The following is a 24,216-nucleotide window of genomic DNA, read 5'->3' as shown; positions in this document are numbered from 1 at the left end:
TCCTCCGGCCCGCACGCGCTTTCACTCCTGCGTCTTCAGCACCGTATGCGTGAAGCCGTTCGCCGCCTGCGCAACCGACAGGCTCAACTGGTATTCCGAAATCGTGGTGGTTGCGGTCCACTGGAAATCCATCGCCTTCACCATCGTCATCAGCGGGTCGCTGCGGCTGTCCGCCATCGACGTCAGCATCTCGTTGCGATGCTTGTCGATGTTCGCGTACCGCGAATCGAGATCGTTGCCGTACGTGCGCAACCGCTCGACGAGCGACGACTGGTTCGCCTGCGCGGGCGTCATCTGCACGGCCGGCGCCGCATCCGCCGGCGCGCGCGCCATCGCGACGCCCGACGAAGACGGCGGGACGACCGCCGACGCGCCCGGCTGCATCAGCGCATCGAACTGGCGCACCTGCGCCGGATCGGACGCCGTGCCCGTTTGCTGCGCGGCACTCGCGAGCGCCGCCGCGCCCGGCGGCGCCGCGCCTACGCCTGTTACCGACATGATCGTGTCCTCCTTGACCGGCAGAGCCGGGAACGGGCCGGCCGGCACGCATCGACGCCACACCGGGCGCCCGTCACGGGCGGCCCCGGCATGCGACGTCGCGCGGCGCGGCCGGCGACCGGCGTCACGCGCGGCCGGCGGAACTCAGGTGTTGCGCAACCTGGGCGTTCGCCGTCCCTTCCTGCGCGGTCACTGCGTTGCTGGTTTCGAACGTCGCAGTCGATTGCTGAACCTGGAAGTTGATCTTGGTCAGTTCGAGCTGCGTCTTGGTCAGGTCGTCGGCCTGCTTCTGCACGTCGCCCGTGTTCGTCACACCACCTGTTGCCGAGGTACCCATGCTTCGCTCCTTTACGTGAACCACACACCACCTTCCGGCGGCGGCCCCATGCCCCGCCGGCGACGTGACGCGCCGCATGCGCGGCGTGTCGCGTAATGCGCGCATCGCGAAACGCGCTGCGCTGATCCTGTCGCGACGCTAGTGCGTCGCGCCTTTCGATGCGCCGGCCGCCGCGACGGCTGGCGTCGCCGGCGCATCGGGCAACAGCGTCGGTCCCGGCACCGGCTGCGCGACGCCGGCCGCCGCCCCGCTCGCGAGCGGCGCCACGGGCGGCGCCGGCGCCTGCTCGGGCGCATGCGCCGACGGGCCGCCGAGCGGCATCGTGATGCGCTGGCCGTTGCGCTCGAACACCACTTCGTCCGGGCCGATCGACACGACGGTCGCACCCTCCTTCAGCCGCGCGCCTTCGAAATAGCGGCTGCCGTCGATCGTCTCGATGTAGCGCTGGTCGCCGTCGCCCGCGAACACGGTCGTGATCTCCGGAATGCCCGCCGTGCCGCCGAGCGTCGTCGCCGTGCGCGGCGCGGCCGCATCGGCGTCGCGCACGTGATCGACCACCTCGAGCGCCGGCCGGGCATCCTTCATGTAGTTGCGGATGCGCGGCTCGATCTGCGCGCGCGCGGCCGTGCCCGTCAGCTCGATCCGGCCGCGCCCGAGATACGTGACCGTCAGCGCCGTATCGCTGAAATAGGTCTGCGCGGTCGCGACCAGATCGCTGACCACGTAGATGTTGCCGAGCGCCGCGTTGTCGACGCCCGCAACGATCTGCGCGACGCGCTCGCGCGCGGCCGGGTCGCTCACGTAACCCGACACGATCACGCCGTCGTCGCGCGGCGCGACCGCCAGCTCCGGATACGCGTGCAGCAGTTGCTGCAGCCGGTGCGTGCGCGCGAGCACCGATTCGTGCTGCCACGGCAGGCGCCCCGACCATGCGACGAAGCCGTAGCCGAGTGCGCCGAGCAGCACGCCGACCCACAGCGCGACCAGCGCGATCACGAGCCGCCGGCTGCCCAGCCGCCGCAGCCCGCCGGTGAGCCAGCCGAGCCATGCGGCCTCGCGCGCGGTGTCCGGCGTATCGGTTTCGTCGGGCAACGCGACGCTCGCCTGCGCATGCCGTGCGATGCCGAGCCGGATCGAGCCGACGGTCACGACGTCGTTCGGCGTCAGCGAGCGGCGGCCGCTGCCGAGCGGCTCGTCGTTGAACAGCACCGGCGCACCGGCGTCGCCGCCGTGGTTCTGCACGGTCACCGCGAGCGCGCCGACCTGCAGGCACACCTGTTTCGCGCCGATCTCGCGATCGGGCAGGATCACTTCGCAATCGGCCGCCGTGCCGACCCAGTTCGCGCCGCGCGCGAGCGACATCGTGCGGCCGTACATCGGCCCGCTCAGGAAGCACAGGTTCCACGGCGACGCGAGCGCGGCCGAACCGGCCCCCGCGCCTCCCGCGCCGCCGGGCAACGCGCCGTCGCCGTGCGGATCAATGATGCTCGTCGACATGCGTGACCACTCCTGCGGTCGTCGCCGCCGGCTGCGACGCCGCATCCTTCGGGGGCGACGGCAACGCGGGCGGACCGAACTTCGTGCCGGGCAGCGGCTTCGGCGTCAGCGGCACCGCGACGTCGTTGTCCGGCGGCCGATACATCGACAGCCCTTCAGGGTTCGCCGGACCGTCGACGCCCGGGTTCACGGGCGAGCCGTCGGGCGCATACATCGACGCGTTCGTCACGACGCGCGGCGTCAGCAGGTAGAACCGCTCCATGTGGTTGCCCGACTTGTCGGTGTACTTGAACAGGTTGCCGATCAGCGGAATGTCGGACAGCCAGGGCACGCCGCTCTTGTTCAGCCGCACCTCGTCGTCGTTGAAACCGGCGATCAGCAGGCTCTTGCCTTCGTCGATCATCGTCTTGGTGACGATGTTGCGCTGCTGGATCACCGGCACGTTCGACACGGCCTGCCCCGGCACGATGTTGCCGTCCTGGATGTCGATCGACATCATCACGCTCTGCGGGTTGCCTGAGACGGCGGCCGCATTGCGGATCGCCTCGTCGACGATCATCGGCGTCACCTTGATGCTGGTGCCGGTCGTCACGCTGTACAGCGACGAATCCTGATAGCCGGGCACCTGCACGTAGAACTGCGTGAGGTTCTCGAGGATCGCCTCGGTGTTGTCGAGCGCGAGCACCTTCGGCTTCGATCGCAGTTGCGCCTGGCCTTTCTGCGCGAGCGCGTTCACGCGCGTGAGCAGATAGTTGCGCAGCGACCCGCCGATCGACGCGGTCAGCGCGATGCCGGTCGGCATGAAGGCGCCCGTCTGCCCGGTTTCCGACGTGCCGATGCCGAACGTCAGCGGCGGGTTGCCGGCGCCGTTGTACTGCGTGTTGCCGTTCAGAGCGTTCTGGCCGTTGCCGATCTGCACGTCGCCGTGCGTCGTGTGCAGGCGCCAGTCGATCCCGAGGCTGTCGAGCGAATCCTCGTTGATGTCGATGATCGTCACGTTGATCTCGACGATGCGCGGCCGCTCGTCGAGCTGGCCGATCAGCGACTGGTAGCGGTACATGTTCTCCGGCAGGTCGCGCACGATCACCGCGTTGATCGCCGGATCGGCGACGATCTGCGGCAGCGTGTCGCCGCCGCCGTTGTTCGAGAACGGCGAGAACCCGCCGCCCATGCTGCCGTCCGCACCGCCATAGCCGCCCTGCCGCGGGCCGCCGGAGATGTCGGGAAAGTCGAGGCGCGGCACCGCGATCGTCAGCCCCGAGCCGAGCTTCACCTGGCGCGCGGCCTGCCCGAGCGGCGTGCTCGACGGCGCCGCGGTCGTATCGCCGGTCTTGCCGAACAGCCGGCGCAGGATCGTCGCGACGCCCGGCACCGTCACTTCCTTACCCGAGCGGTTGATCGTGAAATCGGACGCCCAGCCGTATTTCAGACGGAACGCGCGGATGTCCGCATGCGCGCCGTTCGCCGACGGATCGCCGACCGAGCCGATCGCCTGCCGCACGAGCTCGACGTAGCGGCGCGGGCCGGCCACGTACACGCTGTTCGCGCGATCGTTGATCACCAGCGTGTAGCGCTTGTCCGGAATCTGCATCGCCTGCAGCGCGCGGCCGATTTCGCCGGACGCGTTCGGCGGGATCGGGATCATCTGCGTTTGCGACTGGTCGGCCGGATCGACGTACAGGAACGAGCCGTCGTAGTACCACGTGAGCCCGTAGGTCGAGCAGATCGTGTCGAGCGTCTGCTGCGGCGTGCCGGAAAAGCGGCCGCTGATCACGCCGTCGACCTTCGGGTCGACCACCGCCGTCACGCCCTGGGACGACGCGAGCTCGCGGATGAAGTCGCCGATCTTCTTGCCGTTCGCGACGATCGTGAACGGCTTGTTGCGCCAGCGCAGGTCCGCGGCGCGCGCATGCTGCGCGGGCGCCATGCACAGCGACGCCGTGAGCAGCGCGGTCGCACACACGGCAAGCGCGGCCCGTTGCAGGCTGCGCGGTTGAAACCGGATCGAGGCGACGCGTCGACGCATCAAAGGACTCCTGTGGAAGAAACGAACATGCGTTCCAGCGCCTGCTGTGCGAAGCGCAGCACTTCGCCGCCGAGCCAGCCCGACAGCAGCACGAGCGCGACCATCACGGCGATCAGCCGCACCGCGATGCCGATGTTGGCGTCCTGCACCTGCGTGACGGCCTGCAGGATCGCGACGACGAGGCCGGTGACGGTCGCGATCAGCACGATCGGCAGCGACAACAGCAGCACGAGCATCAGCGCCTGGCGCGTCAGGTCGAGGATCGTCGAGCTCGTCATTGCATGGCTCCCGGCGCGCGCACGTCGGCGCCCGCGCCGACCGTGCCGTCGTCCGGCGGGTTCTTCACCCAGCCGACCGTATGCAACTGCACGTCCTCCTCGACTTCCTGGTACGACAGCACCGCGAGCTCGGGCAGCACCGGCTGCAGGATCGTCTTCACGTAGCGGCGCGCGCCGAGCGCGACCATCACCGCGAGCCGAGCGGCGCCCGGCGCATTGCCGTGGCCACCGGGGCCGGCCGCCTGCGCGGCCTGCACGATCGCGCGCACCTGCTCGCCGATGTCCTGCTTGACCGCGCTCGACAGCGCGAGGAAATTGCCCTGCTTCGTGCGCATCACCGCGCTTTCGATCCGCTCCTGCAGGTTCTGCTCGAACAGCACGACCCGCAGCTGGCGCGCCGTGCCCGCGTGACGGTCGGTGATCATCCGGCGCAGATCGACGCGCACGAGTTCGACCAGCGCGATCACGTCGTCGGGCTCGTTCGGCGCCCACGTGATCAGGCTCTCGAAGATCACGCGCAAGTTGCGGATCGGCACCTGTTCGGCGAGCAGCCGACGCAGCACTTCGGTCACGCGCTGCAGCGGCACGAGCCGCGTCAGTTCGCCGACGAGCTCGGGGTGATCGCGGCGCACCAGATGCACGAGCGCCTGCGTCTCCTGGATGCCGAGCAGCTCGTCCGCATGCTGGCGCACGATCTGCTCGACGTGCGCGGCCAGCGCGCTTTCGCTCGACAGCCACTTGCCGTCCGGCGCCGCGCCGTCCGGCTTGATCCACAGCGCGGTCGCGAACGGACCGAACGCCTCGGCCGGCTGGCGCTCCGCGCGCTCGGGCAGCGGCGCGACGCCGTCCCACAGCAGCCAGCCCGGCTTCAGCGCGCCGTGCGCGGCGAGCACGTCCTGCAGGTAGATCCGGTACATGCCGGCCGGCGCGCCCTCGTCGTCGTTCAGCGTGATGCGCGGAAACACCGTGCCGATGTCCGCGTCGACGCGCGCCTTCGCGCTCGACAGCGCCGCCTGCAATTGCGCGAGGTTCAGGCCCGTGCGTAGCTCGTCGGACAGCGACACCGCGATCAGCGACGTGACGCCCGCCGCGTGCGACACCTTTGCGGGCTGGCCGTCGTCGGCCGCGCCGACGCGCCCCGCGACATGAATCAGGTTGAAGCTCGGCGCCGACGTCTTGCGCTTGAGTTGCGAGAACGCGAACGCACCGAGGCCGAGCGCGATCAGCGCGAACGACCATTTCGGAAAACCGGGCACGACGAGAAAACCGGTCAGCACGAACGCCGCGATCAGCAGCGCGCGCGGGTGCGCACCCAGCTGCTCGCCGAGCTGTTCGCCGAGCTGGCGCTGCCGCGCATCGCGCGTCGCCACGCGCGTCGTCACGATGCCGGCCGCGATCGACACCAGCAGCGACGGGATCTGCGACGCCATCCCGTCGCCGACCGTCAGGATCGCGTAACGTTGCAGCGCCTCGCCGATGTCCATCCCGTGCATCAGCGTGCCGACCGCGATGCCGGCCACGATGTTGATGAACGCGATCACGAGGCCCGCGATCGCGTCGCCCTTCACGAACTTCATCGCGCCGTCCATCGCGCCGTGCATCTGCGATTCCTGCTCGAGCTTCTCGCGGCGCTCGCGCGCTTCGTCGGCGCTGATGATGCCCGCGCGCAGGTCCGCGTCGATGCTCATCTGCTTGCCCGGCATCGCGTCGAGCGAGAAACGCGCGCCGACTTCGGCCACCCGCTCCGACCCTTTCGCGATCACGATGAACTGCACGACCGCGATCACGAGGAACACCACACCGCCCACCACCACGTTGTTGCCGACCACCAGCCGCCCGAACGCGTCGATCACGTGGCCGGCGTTCGCATGCAGCAGGATCAGCTTGCACGACGCGATGTTCAGCGCGAGCCGGAACAGCGTCGTAAACAGCAGCAACGCGGGGAACGACGAGAAGCTGACCGCCGACGGCACGTAGGTCGACACCGTCAGCAGCACGACGCTCGCCGCGAGATTCAGCGAGATCATCCCGTCGAGCGCGGTCTGCGGCAGCGGCAGGATGAACAGCGCGACGACCGCGACGATGAAGGTCGCGAGAAACAGGTCGGCGCGCGGCGATGCGCCCCCGAGGCGCCGTCCGGACACGCCGCGGCCGGCGGAAAACAACCGCTGCCAGTCGCGGGGGAGCGCCTTCGGTTCAGCCATCGTGCCGTTGTCCTGTCGTTATCGCCGGCTGGCACGGGCAACCCTTCCCCGTGCTGCGCGGACCGTTGAATGGGACGAGTGTAGCGACGGGAACCGAAAGAAAAAGAAGCGCGCCTCGTAGCGTGAAAGCGCGTTTTCGTCAGACGATCGAATCGGACTACGAAACCCGGCGGCCGGTTCGGGCACGCGTCGCCGGAACCGCTTCCATCGCGCGCCGGGGCCGCCGGCGCGCGTGCCGGAAGACGTCAGATCAGGACGGCAGCCGCCGCGCGGCGAGGTACGCGAGCTGCGCGCGATTCTGTACGTTGAACTGCTTTTCCAGCGAGCGGATATGGTGCCCGACCTTGTGCAGCGACGTACGCAGCGCGCTCGCGATCTCCTGGTCGGACAGCCCGTGCACGAGCCGGTCGAGCACCTGCTGCTGCTCGTCGCCGAGCGCGAAGCCGCGCATGCGCGCGACACGCGCCTCGAGGAACGGCAGCGCGACGCGGTGCACGGCAAGACTGACCGACAGCGCGCCGCCGATCACGCGATCGTCGATCCATTCGGTGCCGTGCGTTTCCGACGTCAGGTTCACCGCGACGCGCAGGTCGAGGCGCGGCGCCGACAGACTGAAGATCACGCCGCTATTCATTGCATGCGCACGCAAGTGGCCGGCGAGCGCCAGCACCTTGCGATCGCCGCTGCCCTGCGCGGCCGCCTCGATCTCGTCGAGCCGCCACGCGACCGGGAAGCCGCTCTGCCGCACCTGCGCGAAGCGCGGGTCGCTTTCGTACAGCATCCCTTCGATGAACGGCTGCATGAACGTCGCCGGCGCGAGATCGCGCAGCAGATGCGCGCGCAGGATGCGGCGCCCGATCATTTCGTACGCGCCGTAACCGAGCGTACTGAATCCGATTTGCCGCAATCGCGCATGGCATTGCGCGAAATCGAATGACGCAAGGTCGGTTTTACCGGGCGCGATTTGAATACCGGTAAAAACGTCACGCTCGATGGTGTGATATTCGTTCGAATAAGCGGCAGCGGCCGCGATATCGGCTTGTGAGAACCACTCGACGCGTGGTGCGCCGTCAGCATATGTCATGAGGAGCCCGCCCTTTCCCAATATGTGAAACTGCGCCCCGTCACGATCTGGTCTTTTCTTTATGATTTTCTGGTCGTCGTTATATGCACGCGAACATGAAACTTTCGCCGCGATTAGTATTACGGCATATTACCCACACACCGGCATTTTTGTACAATGCCCCCGCGTTTCGTCAGGGATGACGACGGCGCAATCACAACGATGCTCGGTCGCACCGCCGCGAATGCCGTACACGATACGGCCGCCGCCAGGCGATGCGCGTCGATTCCGAGGGATGGCTCATGTCCGAAATTGCATTGCATGAAGAAGCGGTCGCCCCAACCAGCTTGCCGCGCTCGTCGCGCGTGTCGAACGCCGGCGCGGACGCGCTGCGCGAGCGCGCCGTGCAGGTCGTCTGGTGCGACGACGTGAAGCGCGGCGACGACGCGCAGCCGCACGCGCCGAAGCTCGGCGTCGCCGATACGCTCGCGCTCGCGCAGAGCACGGCCGAGCGCAACCGGATCGTCACGAGCCTGCTGCACCTGACCGGATTCTCGACGTTCGCGTATTTCGCCCTCGAATTCGCGCGCGAGCGCGTCGAAAGTCTCTACCTGCACGAAGCGTTCACGCCGGCCACCTATCGCGGCGACTACGTGCGGCACAGCCATCACGACGTCGATCCGCGCACGCTCGGCGCGCGCGTGTGCAACATGCCGATCGTGTGGGATCTGCAGCAATTGCGCCGCGCGCACCGCGAGCGCGACGACGCGCCGTCCGTGAGCCCGGCCGCGCTCGACGGCTTCCTGCAGACGATGCAGGACGACGGGATGTGCAGCGGCATCATGTATTCGATGGCCGTGCCCGGCACGCGGCTGCACGCGTTCATGAGCTTCACCGCGCCGCGCCGCACGCGCGAATGGATCACGCCGGCGACGATCGAGCAGGCGCTGTCGATCGGGCTGTCGGTCCACAAGTTCGCGTCGCCGCAACTGATCTCGACGTCGCGCGAGCGTGCGGTCAACGGGCTCACGCCGTTCGAGCAGGAGTTGCTGCTCGGCATCGCCGAAGGCGCGTCCGACAAGGAGATCGGCCGGCGCCTCGACACCAGCGCGCACAACGTCGACTATCACCTGCGCAAGCTGCGCAAGCGCTTCGGCGTCGCGAACCGGATCCAGCTCACGTATCTGACGTCGAAGCTCGAGCTGATCTGACACGCGGCGACGGCGCAACGCCGTTGCGCGTCATCGCCCGCGTAAACGCACATGCCGGCCTCGCGGGCCGGCATGGACGGGCGGCGCCGGGTCTGGCGCCGCTTCCTGGCAGACGATCGCCGTTACTTCAGCAGCGTCATCTGCACGACCTTCACGATCACGAGGCCGACCGCGATCACCAGATAGCCGCGCAGCACGGCCATCCAGATCCGCGTCGCGAGCGTCATGTTCTGCGGCGCCAGCGTGTCGAGCGGCGGCATGCGCCACGTGTCGCGCAGCGAGCGATCGACGGCCGGCTCGACGACGCGCTTGTTGCGGCGAATCAGTACCGTCGCGAGATAGCCGGCGATCGCGAGCACGGTGCCGCCCACCAGCACGTCGACGATCGCTTCGCCGCTGATGTCCGGATACATCACCGACGCGGTCAGGATGATCGACAGCAGCACCAGCACCCAGATCACCGCGCCCGTGAACACGTTGAGCTTCGTCGAATTGACCCAGGGGCCGAGCACCTGGCGGTCGTTGCACAGCACCAGCAGAAACACCGTCGCGCTCGGCAGCAGCACGCCGGCGAGCGTCTGCACGGCTTCGGTCAGCAGGCCGAGCGGGCTGCCCGGGATCAGCACGAGCGTGGCCGCGGCCGCGACGATGCCGAAATACACGAGATAAAAGCCCTTCGCGTCGGTCACGCCGCGGTGCAGCGAGTGGCGGATCTTGAACACGTCGCCGATCGCGTAGGCGGTCGACAGCGACACGGCCGCCGCGCCGATGATGCACGCGTCGAGCAATGCGACCGCGAACAGCGTCGCGCTCGTGCGACCCGCATACCGCTCCAGGCCGGCGATGACGCCGCCCGCGTCGGTGAAGTTGCCGGCTTCCGGATGGCCACCGAACAACGCCGAGCTGAAGCCGATCATCGCGACCGCGCCGACCAGCACGAACGCGATGCCGATCCACAAGTCGGCCTTTTCATATTTCATGAAGCGCGGCGTGATGCGCTTGTCGATCACGTAGCTCTGCTGGAAAAACAATTGCCACGGCGCGACCGTCGTGCCGACGATACCGATCACGAGCAGCATCACGTCCGACAGCTTCGCGTGCGCGGGCCAGTTCGGCACGAAGAAATCGCGCGTCATCTGCGCGACCGGCGGGTGGATCGACACAAGCACCGGCACGAGCAGCAGGCTCAGCACGCACAGCCCGATCGCGAACCGCTCGAAGCGCCGGAAGTCGCCGGTACTGACGGCCGCCATCGTCAAGGCCGCGGCCACGCACACGCCGGCCACCTTCGGCAATCCGAAGAAATCCAGCACGAACGTGATGCCGATGAACTCGGTGACGATGGTCAGCGCGTTGAGCAGAAACAGGTCGATCACGCTGAACGCACCCCAGAACTTGCCGAAGCGTTCGAAGATCAGCCGTGCATGGCCGACGCCCGTAACGGCGCCGAGGCGCAGCACCATTTCCTGGTTCACGTACAGCACGGGCACGAGCAGCAGCAGTGTCCACAGCAGCGTCGTGCCGTAGTTCTGGCCGGCCTGCGTATAGGTGCCGAATGCGCCGGCGTCGTTGTCGCCGACCATCACGATCAGGCCCGGGCCGATGATCGCGAGCAGCGTGCGCAGGCGCGCCCACCACGTGCCGCGCGCACCGGTGTCGTGGTGCGAGATCGTGCCGAGCGCACCGCGGATGTCGCCCAGATGGGCTTCGTCGAGCACGGCGCTGCGCTCGACCGCGATCGGTGGGGAGACGTTGGAGGGCGTGGACATGATGTATTCCGTACGGCTAAGGGTTATGCGATTCGATGAGCGTGTGACCTTGGCATGCGCGCGGGACGGCCGCTCGAAGGCGCGCGCGCGTGCGCATGCCGAGGCGCGCTCGGCGCTTCTTTTCAGTGGATCAACGCTTTCAGCTGGTTCAGCAGGCGGGAGAACACCCGCGGACGGGCGTCGAGCGTCAGCATCGCGTCGTAGTGGTGGCGCGATTCCGTGACGTGCGGAAGGTTCGACAGCAGAAGGCCGAAGTTCATGGTCTGGCTCCGTGCGGCGACGGCATCGTGCCGGCCGCGTCGTGGGCGCGGGGCCAGTCCGGTGCCTGAACGACGTGTCAGGCTAGGCGGCCGGCGAGTCCCCGCGACCCGGGTTCAAAAGGGTCTGCGTATGCAACGGGCATAAGGGACAACTGTCACTGTCGTTCACGGCGGCTCCTGTGCGGTGTTCCGGAGAACACGGTTGACCGCCGTCCGGCGGGCGGGCCGGCGTTCGCGCGCCCGGAGAACGGATGCGCGAACGCGGCCGCCTGCCTGGCGGCGGTGAAACCGGGCAACGCATGCGAGAACGCATCACGCTAACCGGCGCGAATCAGGGTGCACGTAGGGAGTGGCTGCGGAATACTGCTGCGCGCACCGTTTGCCCGGGAGACAAACGGCGGCGTCGATGAGGCGCGGACGTCGGTCGCTCAGGCGGAAATGTCGTTCGAAGATCGACTACTGCAGGCGTCCAAGGCGGCGGCCCCAAGAGTGAAGATGGCGGATTCTATGGACCGCCCGAAAGTGAAGTCAACCCCTTGAAACCCCATTTTTCGAAATAAATTCCCCGCCTGACGCGACTGAAAGATTTGCCCTTGAAATAACGTTCCGAAACCTTTCAGCGCCGTCATCACGCGGCCGGGCGCCGATGCGTGCGAGCAACGGCCGCGGCACCCTACTGCGCATCCTTTTGACGATCGCCCGGCGGCCAAGTGCCAGCCCCGCCCCGCGGCGACGCGCACGCGACACAGCGCATCTTTCGTGCGTTTTCTGCTTGCGCCGCAGCAAAAGTCGCGACTACAATCCGCCCCAATTCATCAAGGGAGTCCCTCCGTGGACACATGCTCTAGTTGCAGTTCGATGCCGGTCCAGGCCGGCCAAGCCATCGCGAGATAGCAGCCAGACACATGTCTTTCGCCGCTAGCTCGCATTCGTCGGGTTAGCGCGCCTCCTTCCGGGCCGGCCATCGCCGGTTCGTCAGTCGCACGCTCCGTTATGTTCCATCCTCCGATCGCAGGGTCGCGTCACGCACCCGCGCTCGATCACGTCGTTCGGCGTTCGCCGGACGGAAACGGAGGCAGCGTCATGTTCTTTCAATCGTTCGCGGTCAGGCTCAAGCGCGTCGTGCACGTCGCGTGCGACCGCTCGTTCGTTTCCGGCCTTTCGCCGCTCACCCATGTGTTGAGCAACTGGCGCGGCTTCGCGCTCGCCCATGTGCCGGCGGCGCCCCGCCTGCTCGATTGCGTGCTGATCGCCGCGACGGCGGCCGCGCTCGCGCTCGCCGCGCTGCTTTGCTCGGTCGCGCCACGCGTCGGCTTCGCGCAGGTGTGGCGCGTCGGCGGCTGGCTGCCGTAATCCCTCTGCGTCCGTGCGGGCCGTCTCGCCATGCGTCCCGCATCCCGTTCCCGTTTCTTCAGCCTAACGAATCAAACTGCCAACGGAACCAAATGAAGAACACTCTCGCACCCGTCCCGCGCAAGCGTCGCGTCGATGCGCTCGCCGCGCTGCTGCTGTCGTTCGCCGCCGCACCCGCATTCGCGCAAACGACGTCTCCCGCCGCAACCGAACCGGCGGCCGGCGCGCGCGATGCGGCCGCCCCCGCGCAACAACAGGCCGCCGATGCTGCCGCGCCCGCTCCCACCGGCTTGTGGGAGCGCTCGAACCTGCTCGGCAACATCGGCGGCCTGCGCGACGTGCTCGACCAGCACGGCGTCACGCTGAGCCTGCAGGAAACCAGCGAGTACCTGTACAACACGTCCGGCGGCACGGGGCGCGGCGGCGCGTACCAGGGGCTCACGCAATTCGGCTTCAACGTCGACACCGGCAAGGCGATCGGCCTGCCGGGCGGCACGTTCAACGTGTCGGGGCTGCAGATCCACGGCACCAACCTCTCGCAGCGCTACCTGCAGACGTTGCAGACCGCGACCGGCATCGAAGCCAATTCGACCACGCGCCTGTGGGAGCTCTGGTATCAGCAGTCGCTGCTCGACGGCAAGGTCGACGTGAAAGTCGGCCAGCAGAGCGTCGACCAGGAATTCATGGTGAGCGAGAACGCGGCGACGTTCATGAACGCGACGTTCGGCTGGCCCGTGCTGCCGTCCACCGACCTGCCGTCCGGCGGCCCCGCGTATCCGCTGTCGTCGCTCGGCGTGCGGCTGCGCGTGAAGCCGGCCGACGCGTGGACCGCGATGGTCGGCGTGTTCGACGGCAACCCGGCCGGCCGCAGCGACGGCGACGCGCAGGTGCTGAACGCGCACGGCACCCACTTCAACCTGCGCAGCGGCGCATTCGTGATCGGCGAAGTGCAGTACGCGCTGAACGCGCCGGCCGCCGATCCGAAGGCGCCGCCGCCGGCCGGCCTGCCCGGCACGTACAAACTCGGCGCCTGGTATCAGTCGCAGCACGCGAACGATCCACGCTACGGCACCGACGGGTTGTCGCTCGCCGATCCGGCGAGCAACGGTACGCCCGCCACGCATCGCGGCAACTACGGCTTCTATGCGGTCGCGGACCAGATGGTGTGGCGGCCGTCGGCCGACAGCCCGCGCTCGGTCGGCGTGTTCGCGCGCGTGATGGGCTCGCCGGGCGATCGCAATATCGTCGATTTCGCGGCCAATGCGGGCGTGACGCTGAAGGCGCCGTTCGTCGGACGCGACAACGACGTCGCCGGCATCGCGATCGGCTACGCGAAGATCGGCTCGCATGCGCGCGGCCTCGACGGCGACACCGGCGCGTACACGACGCCCGGCTATCCGGTGCGCCGCGCGGAGACGGTCATCGAGGCGACGTACCAGTATCAGGTCGCGCCGTGGTGGCAAGTGCAGGCCGACCTGCAGCACTTCTTCCGTCCGGGCGGCGGCATCCCGAACCCGAATGCGGCCGGCGCGCGCATCGGCGACGAGACGGTGGTCGGCGTGCGCACGACGATCACGTTCTGATGCCCGCCGCATCGAGGCACGGGCCGGACGGCCGCTTGCGCGACGGCCCGGCTCATGTGGTGGCTTGCCGTGCGGGCATGCGGCCCGCGCCGCCGTGCGTTACTCGCCGTACAGCCCCAGCAGTTTCAGCGTGACGCCGTTGGTCCAGCCGAAGCCGTCCTGCAACGGATATTCGCCGCCCCCGCCGCCACCCGTTCCGGTGCCCTCGACCACGTACTTCTCGACGAGCTTGCCTTCGGCCGCGTACACCTGCTTCACGTCGGACAGGAAACGCGTGCCGATGTCCTTCGCGAGCGCCGGTTCGCCGTAACGGCGCAGCCCGTCGATCGCGATCCACTGCAGCGGCGCCCAGCCGTTCGGCGCATCCCACTGCTGGCCCGTGTTCTCGGTCGTCGTCGCGAGCCCGCCCGGCTGCAGCAGCGTCTTGCGCACTTCGCGCGCGGTCGCCTTCGCGCGCTCCGGCCACGCGACGCCAGCGAACAGCGGATACAGCGCGGCCGCCGTCACGCCGTCGCGCGGCTTGCGCAACTGCCAGTCATAGTCGCCGTAATAGCCGCGACGATTCCACAGGTAGTGATTGATCGCGGCCGCACGCCGCCCCGCGCGCGCCGAGAAATCGGCCACGCACGCGATGTCGCGCGTGACCACGCAGCCCTTCACGATCGTCGTCTCGAGATGGAACATCAGGCTGTTCAGGTCGACCGGCACGATCGACGTCGTGCGGATCGTCGCGAGCGTCTTGCCGTCGCCGAACCAGCGCGAGCTGTAGTCCCAGCCGCTTTCGGCGCCCGCGCGCAGGTCGCGGTACACCTCGTTCGCCGGCCGGGACGGCACCGATTTCGCGGTCGTCACGTCCTCGAGATACGACTCGTCGCGCGGCGTGTCGCTCGCATCCCAGTAGCGGTTCAGCACGGCGCCGTCGGGCATCGCGACCACGTTGCGCGTCGCCTGCCCGCGCGGTGTCGTGGTTTCGCCCTGCATCCAGTACGCGTGCTCCTTGCGCAGCGCCGGCAGGTATTTCTGGTAGACCTTGTCGCCTTCGACCTGCGCGGCGAGCGTGACCATGTACGCGAAGAACGGCGGCTGCGAGCGGCTCGCGTAGTACGTGCGATTGCCGTTCGGGATGTGCCCGATCGTATCGATCAGGTATGCGAAGTTGTCGAGCATGTCGTCGACGAGATCCTCGCGCCCCGACACCTGCAGCCCGAGCATCGTGAAATAGGTGTCCCAGTAGTAGCCTTCGCGGAAGCGGCCGCCCGGCACGACGTACGGCTTCGGCAGCGGAATCAGCGAACTGTACGGGGGCGCCGTCGTGCTCGTGCGCGTGAGCTGCGGCCACAGCCAGTCGATGTGCTGGCGCAGCGTCTGGTTCGGCGGCGGCGTCACGCCGCCTGTCGCGGGCGGCGTGAAATGCTGGTCGACGAACGCCTTCAGCGAGAAGCCCGGCTGCGATTTCTGTTGCTGATACAACTGCACGATCGTCGCGGGATCGGTATCGGGCGTGGCGTCGACGAAGGTCTTCTGGTCGGGATAGAGCTGCGCGGTCTGCACCGCGACGAACAGGTCGCCGTAGAGCTGGCTCGGCGGCGGCAGCAGCGTGCCGGACGCGGGAGCGGATGCGGCTGCGGGGGTGGCCGGCAACGCGGACGGGCTCGCCGCTTGCGCGGCGGCCTGGTGCGCATTGTCGGCCTGCGCGGCGCAACCGGCGACGGCGAGATAGGCAATGGCCAGTGCGGCCGCCCAGCGCGGACGCGGCGCGGGCGGTGACTGACGCGACGGGAAGCGAGATGCAAGCGGTGCGGCACGACGTGACGTCATGGCGTGTCCCCTCCTTTCGAATGGTGAGTGGATCGGCACGAGGTCTCGTTCGCGCGCGCGTTCGTCTCGATGGCCTTCGATCGATACGCGTCATGTTGTGGTGCGAATGGGCCTGACTGTCGCACGAAACATGCATGTCAAGCAAGTTTCGATTCGCGCGACTCGCGGAGATAGCCGCGTACCGCCCGCCACGCACGCGCTTCGAGCGCATCCGCATCGGTCTCGCCGCGCGCGCCCGCCGCATCGACGATGCCTTTCACGATCGCGAGCAGATCGTGTGCCACGACGCCGGGCGCGGCGACGCGCGGCGCATCGCGCAGCCCGAGCGCATGCAGCAAGGTCGCGTGGATGCGGTCCGCGACGCGCGCGGTGCGCGCGCCGAGCGGCAAGCGCGCCTCCTCGAAATCGATCAGCCGCGCGAGCACCGGCCGGCGCATCTGATGCGCGACGGCCCCGCGCACCAGCGTGCGCAGCACGTCGTCACAGCACGACAGCGCGGCGGCCCGGTCGACGTCGTCGAGCAGATGCGCGCTCTCGCGTTCGACGAGCGCGGCCGTCAATGCATCGCGGTTCGGGAAGTATTGGTAGAGCGAGCCGATACTCACGCCGGCCAGCGCGGCCACCGCGTTCGTCGTGTAACCGTCGAAGCCGTCGCGCTCCAGAATGCGGGCGGCAGCCTCGACGATCGCATCGACGGTGGCCACCGAGCGGCGCTGGCGCGGCGCCTTGCGCGGCGAAAGCGGAATGCGCGACGACGATTCGGACATGGCGGGAAGGCGGCTTTCGAATGTGAGCAAGTGCTCATATTCTAGAAACGCACGGACACGCCGTCAAAAGGAATCGACATGACCGGGCCCCACGTCGTCCCCGCTCGTCGCGCATTCCAACGCGAACGCGCGGTCGACTTGCCGTGCGGCAAGCGGTTCGCAGATCACCGCGTCAACCTCCGGCCTCGCATCGAAAACGCGTGCGCATCGCGACGACGATGCCGCGTCGTTCATCGCCCAGGCAGCACATCGCTCGTACGTGCGCGGTCGTCCTTTCCGCGCCATCCGCCGGAAAAGACGACTGTTGCAACATGCGGAACAACTGTTGTCGTACGTGACGCAGCGGTCACATTGTGGGCATAATGGCGTCTTTACCGCGCGCCCTGCCCATGTCGCCCGTCTTTCTAGCACCGCTCATCGTTGCCTGTGCGTTGTTCATGGAAAGCGTCGACGCGAACATCATCGTCACCGCCCTGCCCGCGATGGCGAGGGACTTCGGGCACAACCCCGTCACGTTGAACATTGCGATCACGGCCTACGTGGTCGGTCTCGGCGTGTTCATTCCGATCTGCGGCTGGCTCGCCGACCGCTTCAGCGCGCGCGCCGTGTTCCGCACCGCGATCGGCATCTTCGTCGTCGGCTCGCTGATGTGCGCGGCATCCAACTCGCTCGGCGTGCTCACGTTCGCGCGCTTCATCCAGGGCGTCGGCGGCGCGATGATGGTCCCGGTCGGCCGCATCATCATCTTCCGCGCGGTGCCGCGCGCCGATCTCGTGCGCGCGATGAACTACCTCGCGATTCCCGCGCTGTTCGGGCCCACGGTCGGGCCGCTCGTCGGCGGCTTCATCACGACCTACCTGCACTGGCGGATGATCTTCTTCATCAACGTGCCGATCGGCATCTACGGGATCTACCTCGCCAGCAAGCACATCGCGAACACGCACGAGCCCGATCCGGGCCCGCTCGACTGGTTCGGCTTCCTGCTGTCGGCCAGCGGCGCCGCGTTACTGCTGATGGGCCTCACGCTGATCGACGGTTCGCTCACGTCGCGCTCGAACGCCATCATCATGTGCGCGGCCGGCGCCGCGATGCTCGCGCTGTACGTGCCGTACGCGCGCCGCAAGGAACGCCCAGTGCTCGACCTCAGTTTTCTGAAGATCCCGACGTACCACGCGAGCGTCGTCGGCGGGTCGCTGTTCCGCATCGGGCTCGGCGCAGTGCCGTTCCTGCTGCCGCTCGCGCTGCAGGAAGGGCTCGGCATGAGCGCGTTCCACTCGGGGCTCATCACGTGCGCGTCCGCGCTCGGCGGCGCGGTCAGCCGTTCGACCGCCACGCATACGCTGCGCCGCTTCGGTTTTCGCACGGTGCTGATCTACAACGCGGCATTCGCAGGCCTCGCGATCGCCGCGTACGGCGTGTTCCATCCCGGCATGGCGACCTGGACGATCTGGCTGATCGTGCTGGTCGGCGGCATCTTCCCCGCGCTGCAGTTCACGAGCCTGAATTCGATGATCTACGCGGACATCTCGCCGCGCGACGCAGGTCGCGCGACGAGCCTCGGCAGCGTCGTCCAGCAGATGTCGCTCGGCCTCGGCGTGACGGTGGCCGGCCTCGTGCTGCACGTGTCGCACTGGCTCCAGGGCCATCAGACGATGATGTGGTCGGATTTCTGGCCCGCGTTCCTCGTGGTCGGGCTGTGCTCGTTCGCGTCGATTCCGATCACGCGGCGGCTGCCGCCCGGCGCCGGCGACGAAGTCGCGCGCGGCAAGCGGGCATAAGCGCCCGACGGCCGACGCGGCGGAAACGTTTTCGCCGCAATCGGTCGCCCGCGTATTGCATCGCTTTATTTTCCAATTCCGCGATTTATTCAATCTCGCGAAACGCAAAAAGCATTCGCCGTATCCGCATGTCGAAATAACATCGGCTCGAAAATCGACTGCGCATCACCGCTTTCGATATCGGCCGGCACCCCGCCACGCCTGCTCGGTCGCTTGCGCTGGCGCGCCGAGAAATGGTGCATGCGAACGACTTGAAAATCCGAAATTCATTGATCAATAATAATCGCTCGCATCGGTGCGAACAGAATTCCCACGCCGGCATGCGGCAGTCGCCATAACGATCCCATCTGCTGTTTCACGTTTCGATCGCTTCCTCGCCTCGAAGGAGTCGCCATGACTCAAGAGCTGATTCTGCGCGCGCCGGCAACGTTCGCCATCGACTCGCCTGCCGCATCAGAAACGGCCCGGCCGCCGTTGCCGACGCATCTTGCCGTCATTCTCGATGGCAACCGGCGTTGGGCGGACCGTCTCGGCCTGCCGGCCGTCGACGGCTATCGGGCTGGCGGGCGCAACGTGCATGCGCTGCTGTCGTGGTGCGAGGAAGCCGGGATCCCGTTCGTGACGCTGTGGCCGCTGTCCACCGAAAATCTCAATCGCGACGCCGCGGAATTGCGCGGCCTGCTCGCGGTCATCGCCGACGTCTTCGACGAGCTCGCCGCCGGCGGCCGCTGGCGCCTGCACGTGATCGGCGACCTGACGAAGTTGCCGCCCGCGACAGCCGAGCGCATCGGTGCCGCGCAACAACGCACGGCTCACGCGCGCGGGCTCGACGTGAACATCGCGGTCGCGTACAGCGGCCGCCTCGACCTGCTGCACGCAGTCCGCTCGCTGATCGCGGAGCACGTCGCGGCAGGCACCGTCGATCAGTTGCTCGCGCAGCTCAGCCCGGAGCTGATCGCGAGCCGGCTCTATACGGCCGGCCAGCCGGAGCCGGACCTCGTGATCCGCACGTCCGGCGAGCAACGCCTGTCGAATTTCATGCTGTGGCAAACCGCTTTCTCGGAGTTCTATTTCACGCCGACGTGCTGGCCCGATTTCGGACGCGACGATTTCGAACAGGCGATCGATGCATACGGCAAGCGCGCGCGCCGGTTCGGCATGTAGGCCGTCCCACCGTTCACGACACCTGTTGTCACCCGCCATCCGCGAGGTACGCCATGTCCACCGCCGAAACCGTTGCCGCCGAAGCCGCCGCGCCCACGCTCGTGCTGCCGCACCTGTTCCATCCGTTCGAAACGCCGGTGCATCCCGACGCCGACCGCGCCGAAGCCGACCTGCTCGCGTGGATGAACGGCCATGGCCTGCTCGACGATCCGCGCTGGGCCAACGGCATCCGTCACGGCAAGGTCGGCGAATACTGCTCGCGCGTCTATGCGCACGCCACCTTCGACGGCCTGTGCACGACGACCCGCGCGTACGGCTGGATCTTCGCGATCGACGACGGCCTGTGCAGCCTGCACGGCGTCGCGCGCACGCCCGGCGAGCTCGGCGCGCTCTACCTGTGGCTGTACGAAACGATTGCCGATCCGACCGGCCACGATCCGGCACCGCTGCGCGCCGCGCTGGCGGCGCGCCTGCCGCACCTGGCCGCGTTCCTGCCCGCCCTGCAACGGGCGACTCAGGATGTGTGCGCGCGTATCGCCGCGACGTCCACGCGCGTGCAGTACGCACGCTGGGTCGCGGGGATGATGACGTTCCTGTTCTCGACGCTGTGGGAAGCCGGCCGGTTCGCGACCGACGTCGTGCCCGACACGGCCGAGTACCTTGCCGGTCGCACCTATAACGGCTGCGGCGAAGGCGCGTTCGCGCTGATCGATATCGCCGCCGGCTACGAAGCGCCCGCCGCGTTCTACGCCGACGAAGGAGTCGAGCGCCTGCGCAAGCTGTCCGGCCTGATCCTCTGCCTGTGCAACGACATCTTCTCGTATCCGAAAGAGGCTGGCGAATCGAGCAGCAATCTCGTCTGCGTCCTGATGCACGAACGCGGGCTCGCGCCGCAAGCCGCGCTCGACGCGGCGGCGGACATCCACAACCGCTATCTCGCGCGTTATCTCGATCTGGAAAAACAGGTACGTGCGCGCACCGACGACCGCGCGTCGCTGCGCCTGCTCGACGAGGCCCGGACGTACATTCGCGGCAATTACGACTGGCACTTCGGTTCGCCGCGTTACGGCGCGGCGAAACACTACGACCTGTCCCGCGCGCTGCGGCCCGGACAGACGAGCGCCGCGGCATGACCCGTCGCGCGGCAATGGGTGAAAACCGGAAAAACAAAAAAATCAGCGGACATCCACACGGGGCCGGTGCACAGCCGCATGGATGTCCGCTCAGGGCTCCGGGTCTCCCGATGGGGGTCGGGAATCCCGGATTCGCTTCCTGCGTGCCATGGACATATGTGCGTCGGAAGCGGAATCGTTGCGCGCATTGATCGTCGCGCCATGAACTGCACTATAGGGAAACTTGCGAAACGCATCTGTCAACCATTGTCAGACGTGTTGCAGCCGCACGTCGCACGCGCGCGCCGCTTTCGCGCTAAAGTGGTTCCCGATCGCCACCCTCGACCGTCCCGCCGATGCTCACGCTTTCGCCCGCCGCCGCCCGCGCGCTCCATCTCGCCGCACAGGGCCTGCTCACCCCGCCGCGCCGCAAGGCGACCAAGTCCGACGTGCTCGACACGATCCGCCGGATGGCGCAGTTGCAGATCGACACCATCCACGTCGTCGCACGCAGCCCGTATCTCGTGCTGTTCAGCCGTCTCGGCGATTTCCCGCCGCGCTGGCTCGACGAACATCTCGCCGAGGCGCGCCTGTTCGAATACTGGTCGCACGAAGCGTGTTTCCTGCCGATCGAGCAGTTCGGGCTGATGCGCTACAAGATGCTCGATCCGTCGGGGATGGGCTGGAAATATGCGGCCGAATGGCACGAGCAGAATCGTCCGGAGATCGAACGGCTGCTCGCGCGGATTCGCGACGAAGGCCCGGTGCGGTCGGCCGATTTCGCGCGCGAGGACGGCGTGAAGGGCAACGGCTGGTGGGACCGCAAGCCCGAGAAACGTCACCTGGAAGTGCTGTTCACGACGGGCGACCTGATGGTGTCGGAACGCCGCAATTTCCAGCGCGTGTACGACGTGCGCGAACGCGTGCTGCCCGACTGGGACGATACGCGCGACCTGCCGCCGCGCGATGCGGTGCTGCCTGCGCTGCTCGACTACACGTGCCGCGCGCTCGGCGTCGTGCGCGCGGACTGGGTGGCCGACTACTATCGGCTGCCGCGCCGTTCGTACCGCGCGGAACTGGAGCGGCTCGCCGAGGCCGGCGACCTGATTCCGGTGCAGATCGACGACTGGAAGGAACCGACCTACGTGCATCGCTCGCTCGATGCGCTGCTGCCGGCGGCCGCTGCCGACACGCTGCGCTCGACGGTCACGACGCTGCTGTCGCCGTTCGACCCGGTCGTGTGGGACCGGCGGCGCGCGTCGACGCTGTTCGGTTTCGATTACACGATCGAGTGCTATACGCCCGAGCACAAGCGGCGCTACGGCTATTTCTGCCTGCCCGTGCTGCATCGCGGCCGGCTGGTGGGCCGCGTCGATGCGAAAGCGCATCGCACGCTCGGCACGTTCGAGCTGAAAGCCGTGCATGTCGAGCCGGGCGTGCGGTTCGGCGCCGGGCTCGCAGCCGACGTCGCGAAGGCCGTGGAGAAACTCGCGGCGTGGCACGGCACGCCGGAGGTCACGGTCGCCCACGCGCCGCCGGCCCTCGTGCAGGCATTCGCGCGGACCTGAACGCCGCGCGCCGCCGGCGCGCTAGAGCATGTGCATGCCGGCGTCGACATAGTGCGTGCCGCCCGTGATCGCCCGTGCGCCGTCGCTGGCGAGAAACGCGCAGAACGCGCCGACGTCGTCGATGTCCAGCGCGTGATGCAGCGGCGCCCGGCGCGCGGTATCGTCGAGCAGCCGGCCGAAGTCCGGCAGGCCCGACGCCGCGCGCGTCGGCAGCACGCCCGGCGAAATCGCGTTGACGCGAATGCCCGCGCCGCCGAGTTCGGCCGCCAGGTACCGCACGCTCGCTTCGAGCGCGGCCTTGACCGGCCCCATCACCCCGTAGTTCGCGACGACCTGCTCCGCGCCGAGATAGCTCATCGCCATCAGGCTCCCGCCGCGCGTCATCAGAGGCTCGGCGAGCCGCGCCATCCGGATGAACGAATGGCACGAGGTATCCATCGCCAACGCGAAGCCTTCCGGCGAACTGTCGACCACGCGGCCGTGCAGATCGGCCTTCGGTGCATACGCAACCGAATGCAGCACGAAGTCGATTTCGCCCCATTGGGCCGCGATTGCATCGAACACCGCCGCCATCTGGTCGGGCCGCCCGACGTCGAGCGGCATCCGGATCGGCGCGTCGAGTTGCGCGAACAGCGGCTCGACGTGCGGCAAGGTCTTGTCCGACTGCCAGGTCACCGCGAGCGTCGCGCCGGCCCGGCAAAACGCACGCGCGCATCCCCACGCGATGCTCTGTTCGTTCGCAATGCCGACGACGAGCCCCCGCTTGTGTCGCAACGTCATGCCGCCTCCCTTGCCGATCCGCGCCGGCCTAGCGCTGCGCGGCGATCCATCGCGCGATGTCGGGCCACACCGTCGTCAGCGTGCGCGTCCCCATGAACAGACCGATATGGCCGCCCGGCACGAGCCGGCTCTCGATCCGCGACGCGGGCGTCCCGAGAAGATCGTGCGCACCGAACACCTGCTCCGGCGTCGTGATGTCGTCGGCCTCGCCGGCGAGCAGATAGGTCGGGCACGCGACGTCCTTCAGGTCGAGCGTGCGCCCGAGCGCAACGAACGTGCCCTTCGCGAGCCGGTTCTCCTTGAAGATCTGCACGATCGCCTGCAGGTACCAGCGCCCCGGCAGGTCGATCGGGCTTTCGTACCAGTTCGCGAACACCTCGCGCTTGCGCAGGTATTCGGGATCGTCGAGATGCTCGTACAGGTCGACGTGCTCGGCGAGATAGTGCTGGTCCGGATGCATGTTCTTCCAGCCGCGCAGCATGAAGCGCCCGCGCATCAGCCCGCCGCCCATCGTGACGAGTTCCTCGTAGAACGACGTCGGATACGTGTGCACCATCCGCTTGATCGGGCCGTCGCCCGCGTCGGTGTCGATCGGCGAGCCGGCCAGCACGAGGCTCGCGACCTTGTGCGGGAAACGCGCCGCATACATCGCGGACATCCAGCCGCCCTGACACAGGCCGACGAGATTCACGCGGCCACCGAGTTCGTCGACGCACACGTTCAGCTCGGCCAGATACTGGTCGATCTCGAGGTCCTTCATGTCCTCGGTGGCCGAGCGCCAGTCGGTCAGGTACAGACGCGTCACGCCGTGCTCGCGCAGCGTCTGCATCAGGCTCTGCCCCGGCTGGTAGTCGGCGATCATCGCGCTGTGCCCCGCGTACGGCGCATCGACGATCGTCGGCAGCCCGTGCGCCGGCGCGACCGAATAATCGCGGAACGTCATCGTCCGCAGTTCCAGCAACGGCCGGTTCGCCGATGCGAGCACCGGATGCGCTTCGAAATGGAGCTTCTCCTCTTCCGCGAGGAAGCGGAGATTGCGCGCCGTGATCTCGGAGCCGGCGGCAAACATCGCCGTGGCGGCGGCCATCGGCCAGAAAATCGGCAGCGCGGGGGCGCTGACGGCAGGGGAAGGCGTGTCGCGTGCTGTCAT

Annotated in this window: 20 protein-coding genes; 7 read left to right on the top strand and 13 right to left on the bottom strand. The window is 67.9% G+C overall.

Annotation, left to right across the window (positions count from 1 at the left end):
• Positions 1-21: 21 nt before the first annotated feature.
• The 7 genes from J8I33_RS20530 to J8I33_RS20500 form a co-directional block, all read right to left on the bottom strand.
• Positions 22-498: a hypothetical protein gene (locus J8I33_RS20530; RefSeq protein WP_209924802.1), complete on the bottom strand. Its 477-nt coding sequence runs from the start codon at positions 496-498 to the stop codon at positions 22-24.
• A gap of 124 nt (positions 499-622) precedes the next feature.
• Complete coding sequence (locus J8I33_RS20525; RefSeq protein ID WP_050015022.1) at positions 623-835, bottom strand: hypothetical protein; 213 nt, start codon at positions 833-835, stop codon at positions 623-625.
• A gap of 138 nt (positions 836-973) precedes the next feature.
• The gene (gene sctD, locus J8I33_RS20520) at positions 974-2,332 is read right to left on the bottom strand and encodes a type III secretion system inner membrane ring subunit SctD (RefSeq protein WP_209938989.1); all 1,359 of its coding nucleotides are present in this window, start codon (positions 2,330-2,332) and stop codon (positions 974-976) included.
• Positions 2,313-4,358, bottom strand: a complete 2,046-nt coding sequence (gene sctC / locus J8I33_RS20515) for a type III secretion system outer membrane ring subunit SctC (RefSeq protein ID WP_209938988.1) — start codon at positions 4,356-4,358, stop codon at positions 2,313-2,315. Before sctC ends, sctD begins: the two co-directional genes overlap by 20 nt.
• The gene (gene sctS, locus J8I33_RS20510; RefSeq protein WP_006480854.1) at positions 4,358-4,636 is read right to left on the bottom strand and encodes a type III secretion system export apparatus subunit SctS; all 279 of its coding nucleotides are present in this window, start codon (positions 4,634-4,636) and stop codon (positions 4,358-4,360) included. Before sctS ends, sctC begins: the two co-directional genes overlap by 1 nt.
• The gene (sctV, locus tag J8I33_RS20505) at positions 4,633-6,840 is read right to left on the bottom strand and encodes a type III secretion system export apparatus subunit SctV (protein WP_209938987.1); all 2,208 of its coding nucleotides are present in this window, start codon (positions 6,838-6,840) and stop codon (positions 4,633-4,635) included. The genes sctS and sctV overlap by 4 nt, the downstream gene beginning before the upstream one ends.
• 250 nt (positions 6,841-7,090) lie before the next feature.
• The gene (locus J8I33_RS20500) at positions 7,091-7,924 is read right to left on the bottom strand and encodes an autoinducer binding domain-containing protein (RefSeq protein WP_050015015.1); all 834 of its coding nucleotides are present in this window, start codon (positions 7,922-7,924) and stop codon (positions 7,091-7,093) included.
• A gap of 281 nt (positions 7,925-8,205) precedes the next feature.
• Between J8I33_RS20500 and J8I33_RS20495 the strand changes: the two genes are divergently transcribed.
• Positions 8,206-9,114, top strand: a complete 909-nt coding sequence (locus J8I33_RS20495) for a LuxR family transcriptional regulator (RefSeq protein WP_209924800.1) — start codon at positions 8,206-8,208, stop codon at positions 9,112-9,114.
• A gap of 122 nt (positions 9,115-9,236) precedes the next feature.
• On the opposite strand, the gene J8I33_RS20490 is transcribed toward J8I33_RS20495, so the two are convergent.
• Both J8I33_RS20490 and J8I33_RS20485 read right to left on the bottom strand, forming a co-directional pair.
• Positions 9,237-10,883 (bottom strand): NRAMP family divalent metal transporter, encoded by a 1,647-nt coding sequence (locus tag J8I33_RS20490; protein ID WP_050015013.1) that lies wholly within the window; start codon positions 10,881-10,883, stop codon positions 9,237-9,239.
• Between the two features lie 122 nt (positions 10,884-11,005).
• A complete protein-coding gene (locus tag J8I33_RS20485; protein WP_162838124.1) occupies positions 11,006-11,143 on the bottom strand; it encodes a hypothetical protein in 138 nt (45 codons plus the stop codon).
• A gap of 1,083 nt (positions 11,144-12,226) precedes the next feature.
• On the opposite strand from J8I33_RS20485, the gene J8I33_RS20480 reads away from it, so the two are divergent.
• Both J8I33_RS20480 and J8I33_RS20475 read left to right on the top strand, forming a co-directional pair.
• Entirely contained in the window at positions 12,227-12,496 is a 270-nt protein-coding gene (locus J8I33_RS20480; RefSeq protein WP_209938986.1) for a hypothetical protein, read from the top strand.
• Between the two features lie 92 nt (positions 12,497-12,588).
• The gene (locus J8I33_RS20475; protein WP_209924799.1) at positions 12,589-14,079 is read left to right on the top strand and encodes a carbohydrate porin; all 1,491 of its coding nucleotides are present in this window, start codon (positions 12,589-12,591) and stop codon (positions 14,077-14,079) included.
• 99 nt (positions 14,080-14,178) lie between these two features.
• Here the strand turns inward: J8I33_RS20475 and treA are convergent, their stop codons facing one another.
• Complete coding sequence (gene treA, locus J8I33_RS20470; RefSeq protein ID WP_124630688.1) at positions 14,179-15,897, bottom strand: alpha,alpha-trehalase TreA; 1,719 nt, start codon at positions 15,895-15,897, stop codon at positions 14,179-14,181.
• A gap of 137 nt (positions 15,898-16,034) precedes the next feature.
• Positions 16,035-16,664 carry a TetR/AcrR family transcriptional regulator gene (locus J8I33_RS20465; RefSeq protein ID WP_124638780.1) on the bottom strand — a complete coding sequence of 210 codons (630 nt, stop codon included), beginning with the start codon at positions 16,662-16,664 and terminating at the stop codon, positions 16,035-16,037.
• Positions 16,665-17,053: 389 nt separating this feature from the next.
• Here J8I33_RS20465 and J8I33_RS20460 point away from each other — a divergent pair, with 389 nt between their 5' ends.
• From J8I33_RS20460 to J8I33_RS20445, 4 genes are all read left to right on the top strand, one after another.
• Positions 17,054-18,442 carry an MFS transporter gene (locus J8I33_RS20460; protein ID WP_050015005.1) on the top strand — a complete coding sequence of 463 codons (1,389 nt, stop codon included), beginning with the start codon at positions 17,054-17,056 and terminating at the stop codon, positions 18,440-18,442.
• 393 nt (positions 18,443-18,835) lie between these two features.
• A complete protein-coding gene (uppS, locus tag J8I33_RS20455) occupies positions 18,836-19,606 on the top strand; it encodes a polyprenyl diphosphate synthase (protein WP_124556019.1) in 771 nt (256 codons plus the stop codon).
• A 53-nt stretch (positions 19,607-19,659) separates the two neighbouring features.
• The gene (locus J8I33_RS20450; RefSeq protein WP_209938985.1) at positions 19,660-20,739 is read left to right on the top strand and encodes a terpene synthase; all 1,080 of its coding nucleotides are present in this window, start codon (positions 19,660-19,662) and stop codon (positions 20,737-20,739) included.
• 335 nt (positions 20,740-21,074) lie between these two features.
• Positions 21,075-22,286 (top strand): crosslink repair DNA glycosylase YcaQ family protein, encoded by a 1,212-nt coding sequence (locus tag J8I33_RS20445; protein WP_209938984.1) that lies wholly within the window; start codon positions 21,075-21,077, stop codon positions 22,284-22,286.
• Positions 22,287-22,307: 21 nt separating this feature from the next.
• Here J8I33_RS20445 and fabI read toward each other — a convergent pair whose 3' ends face one another.
• Together fabI and J8I33_RS20435 are read right to left on the bottom strand one after the other, a co-directional pair.
• Positions 22,308-23,066, bottom strand: coding sequence for an enoyl-ACP reductase FabI (fabI, locus tag J8I33_RS20440; RefSeq protein ID WP_050014998.1), 759 nt, complete (start codon positions 23,064-23,066; stop codon positions 22,308-22,310).
• 28 nt (positions 23,067-23,094) lie between these two features.
• Entirely contained in the window at positions 23,095-24,216 is a 1,122-nt protein-coding gene (locus tag J8I33_RS20435) for an alpha/beta fold hydrolase (protein WP_124556023.1), read from the bottom strand.

Source organism: Burkholderia sp. AcTa6-5 (assembly GCF_017815075.1).
GTDB classification, from domain to species: domain Bacteria; phylum Pseudomonadota; class Gammaproteobacteria; order Burkholderiales; family Burkholderiaceae; genus Burkholderia; species Burkholderia sola.
Note: the sequence above shows the minus strand (reverse complement) of the source record. Positions and strands in the feature narration are given on the sequence as shown.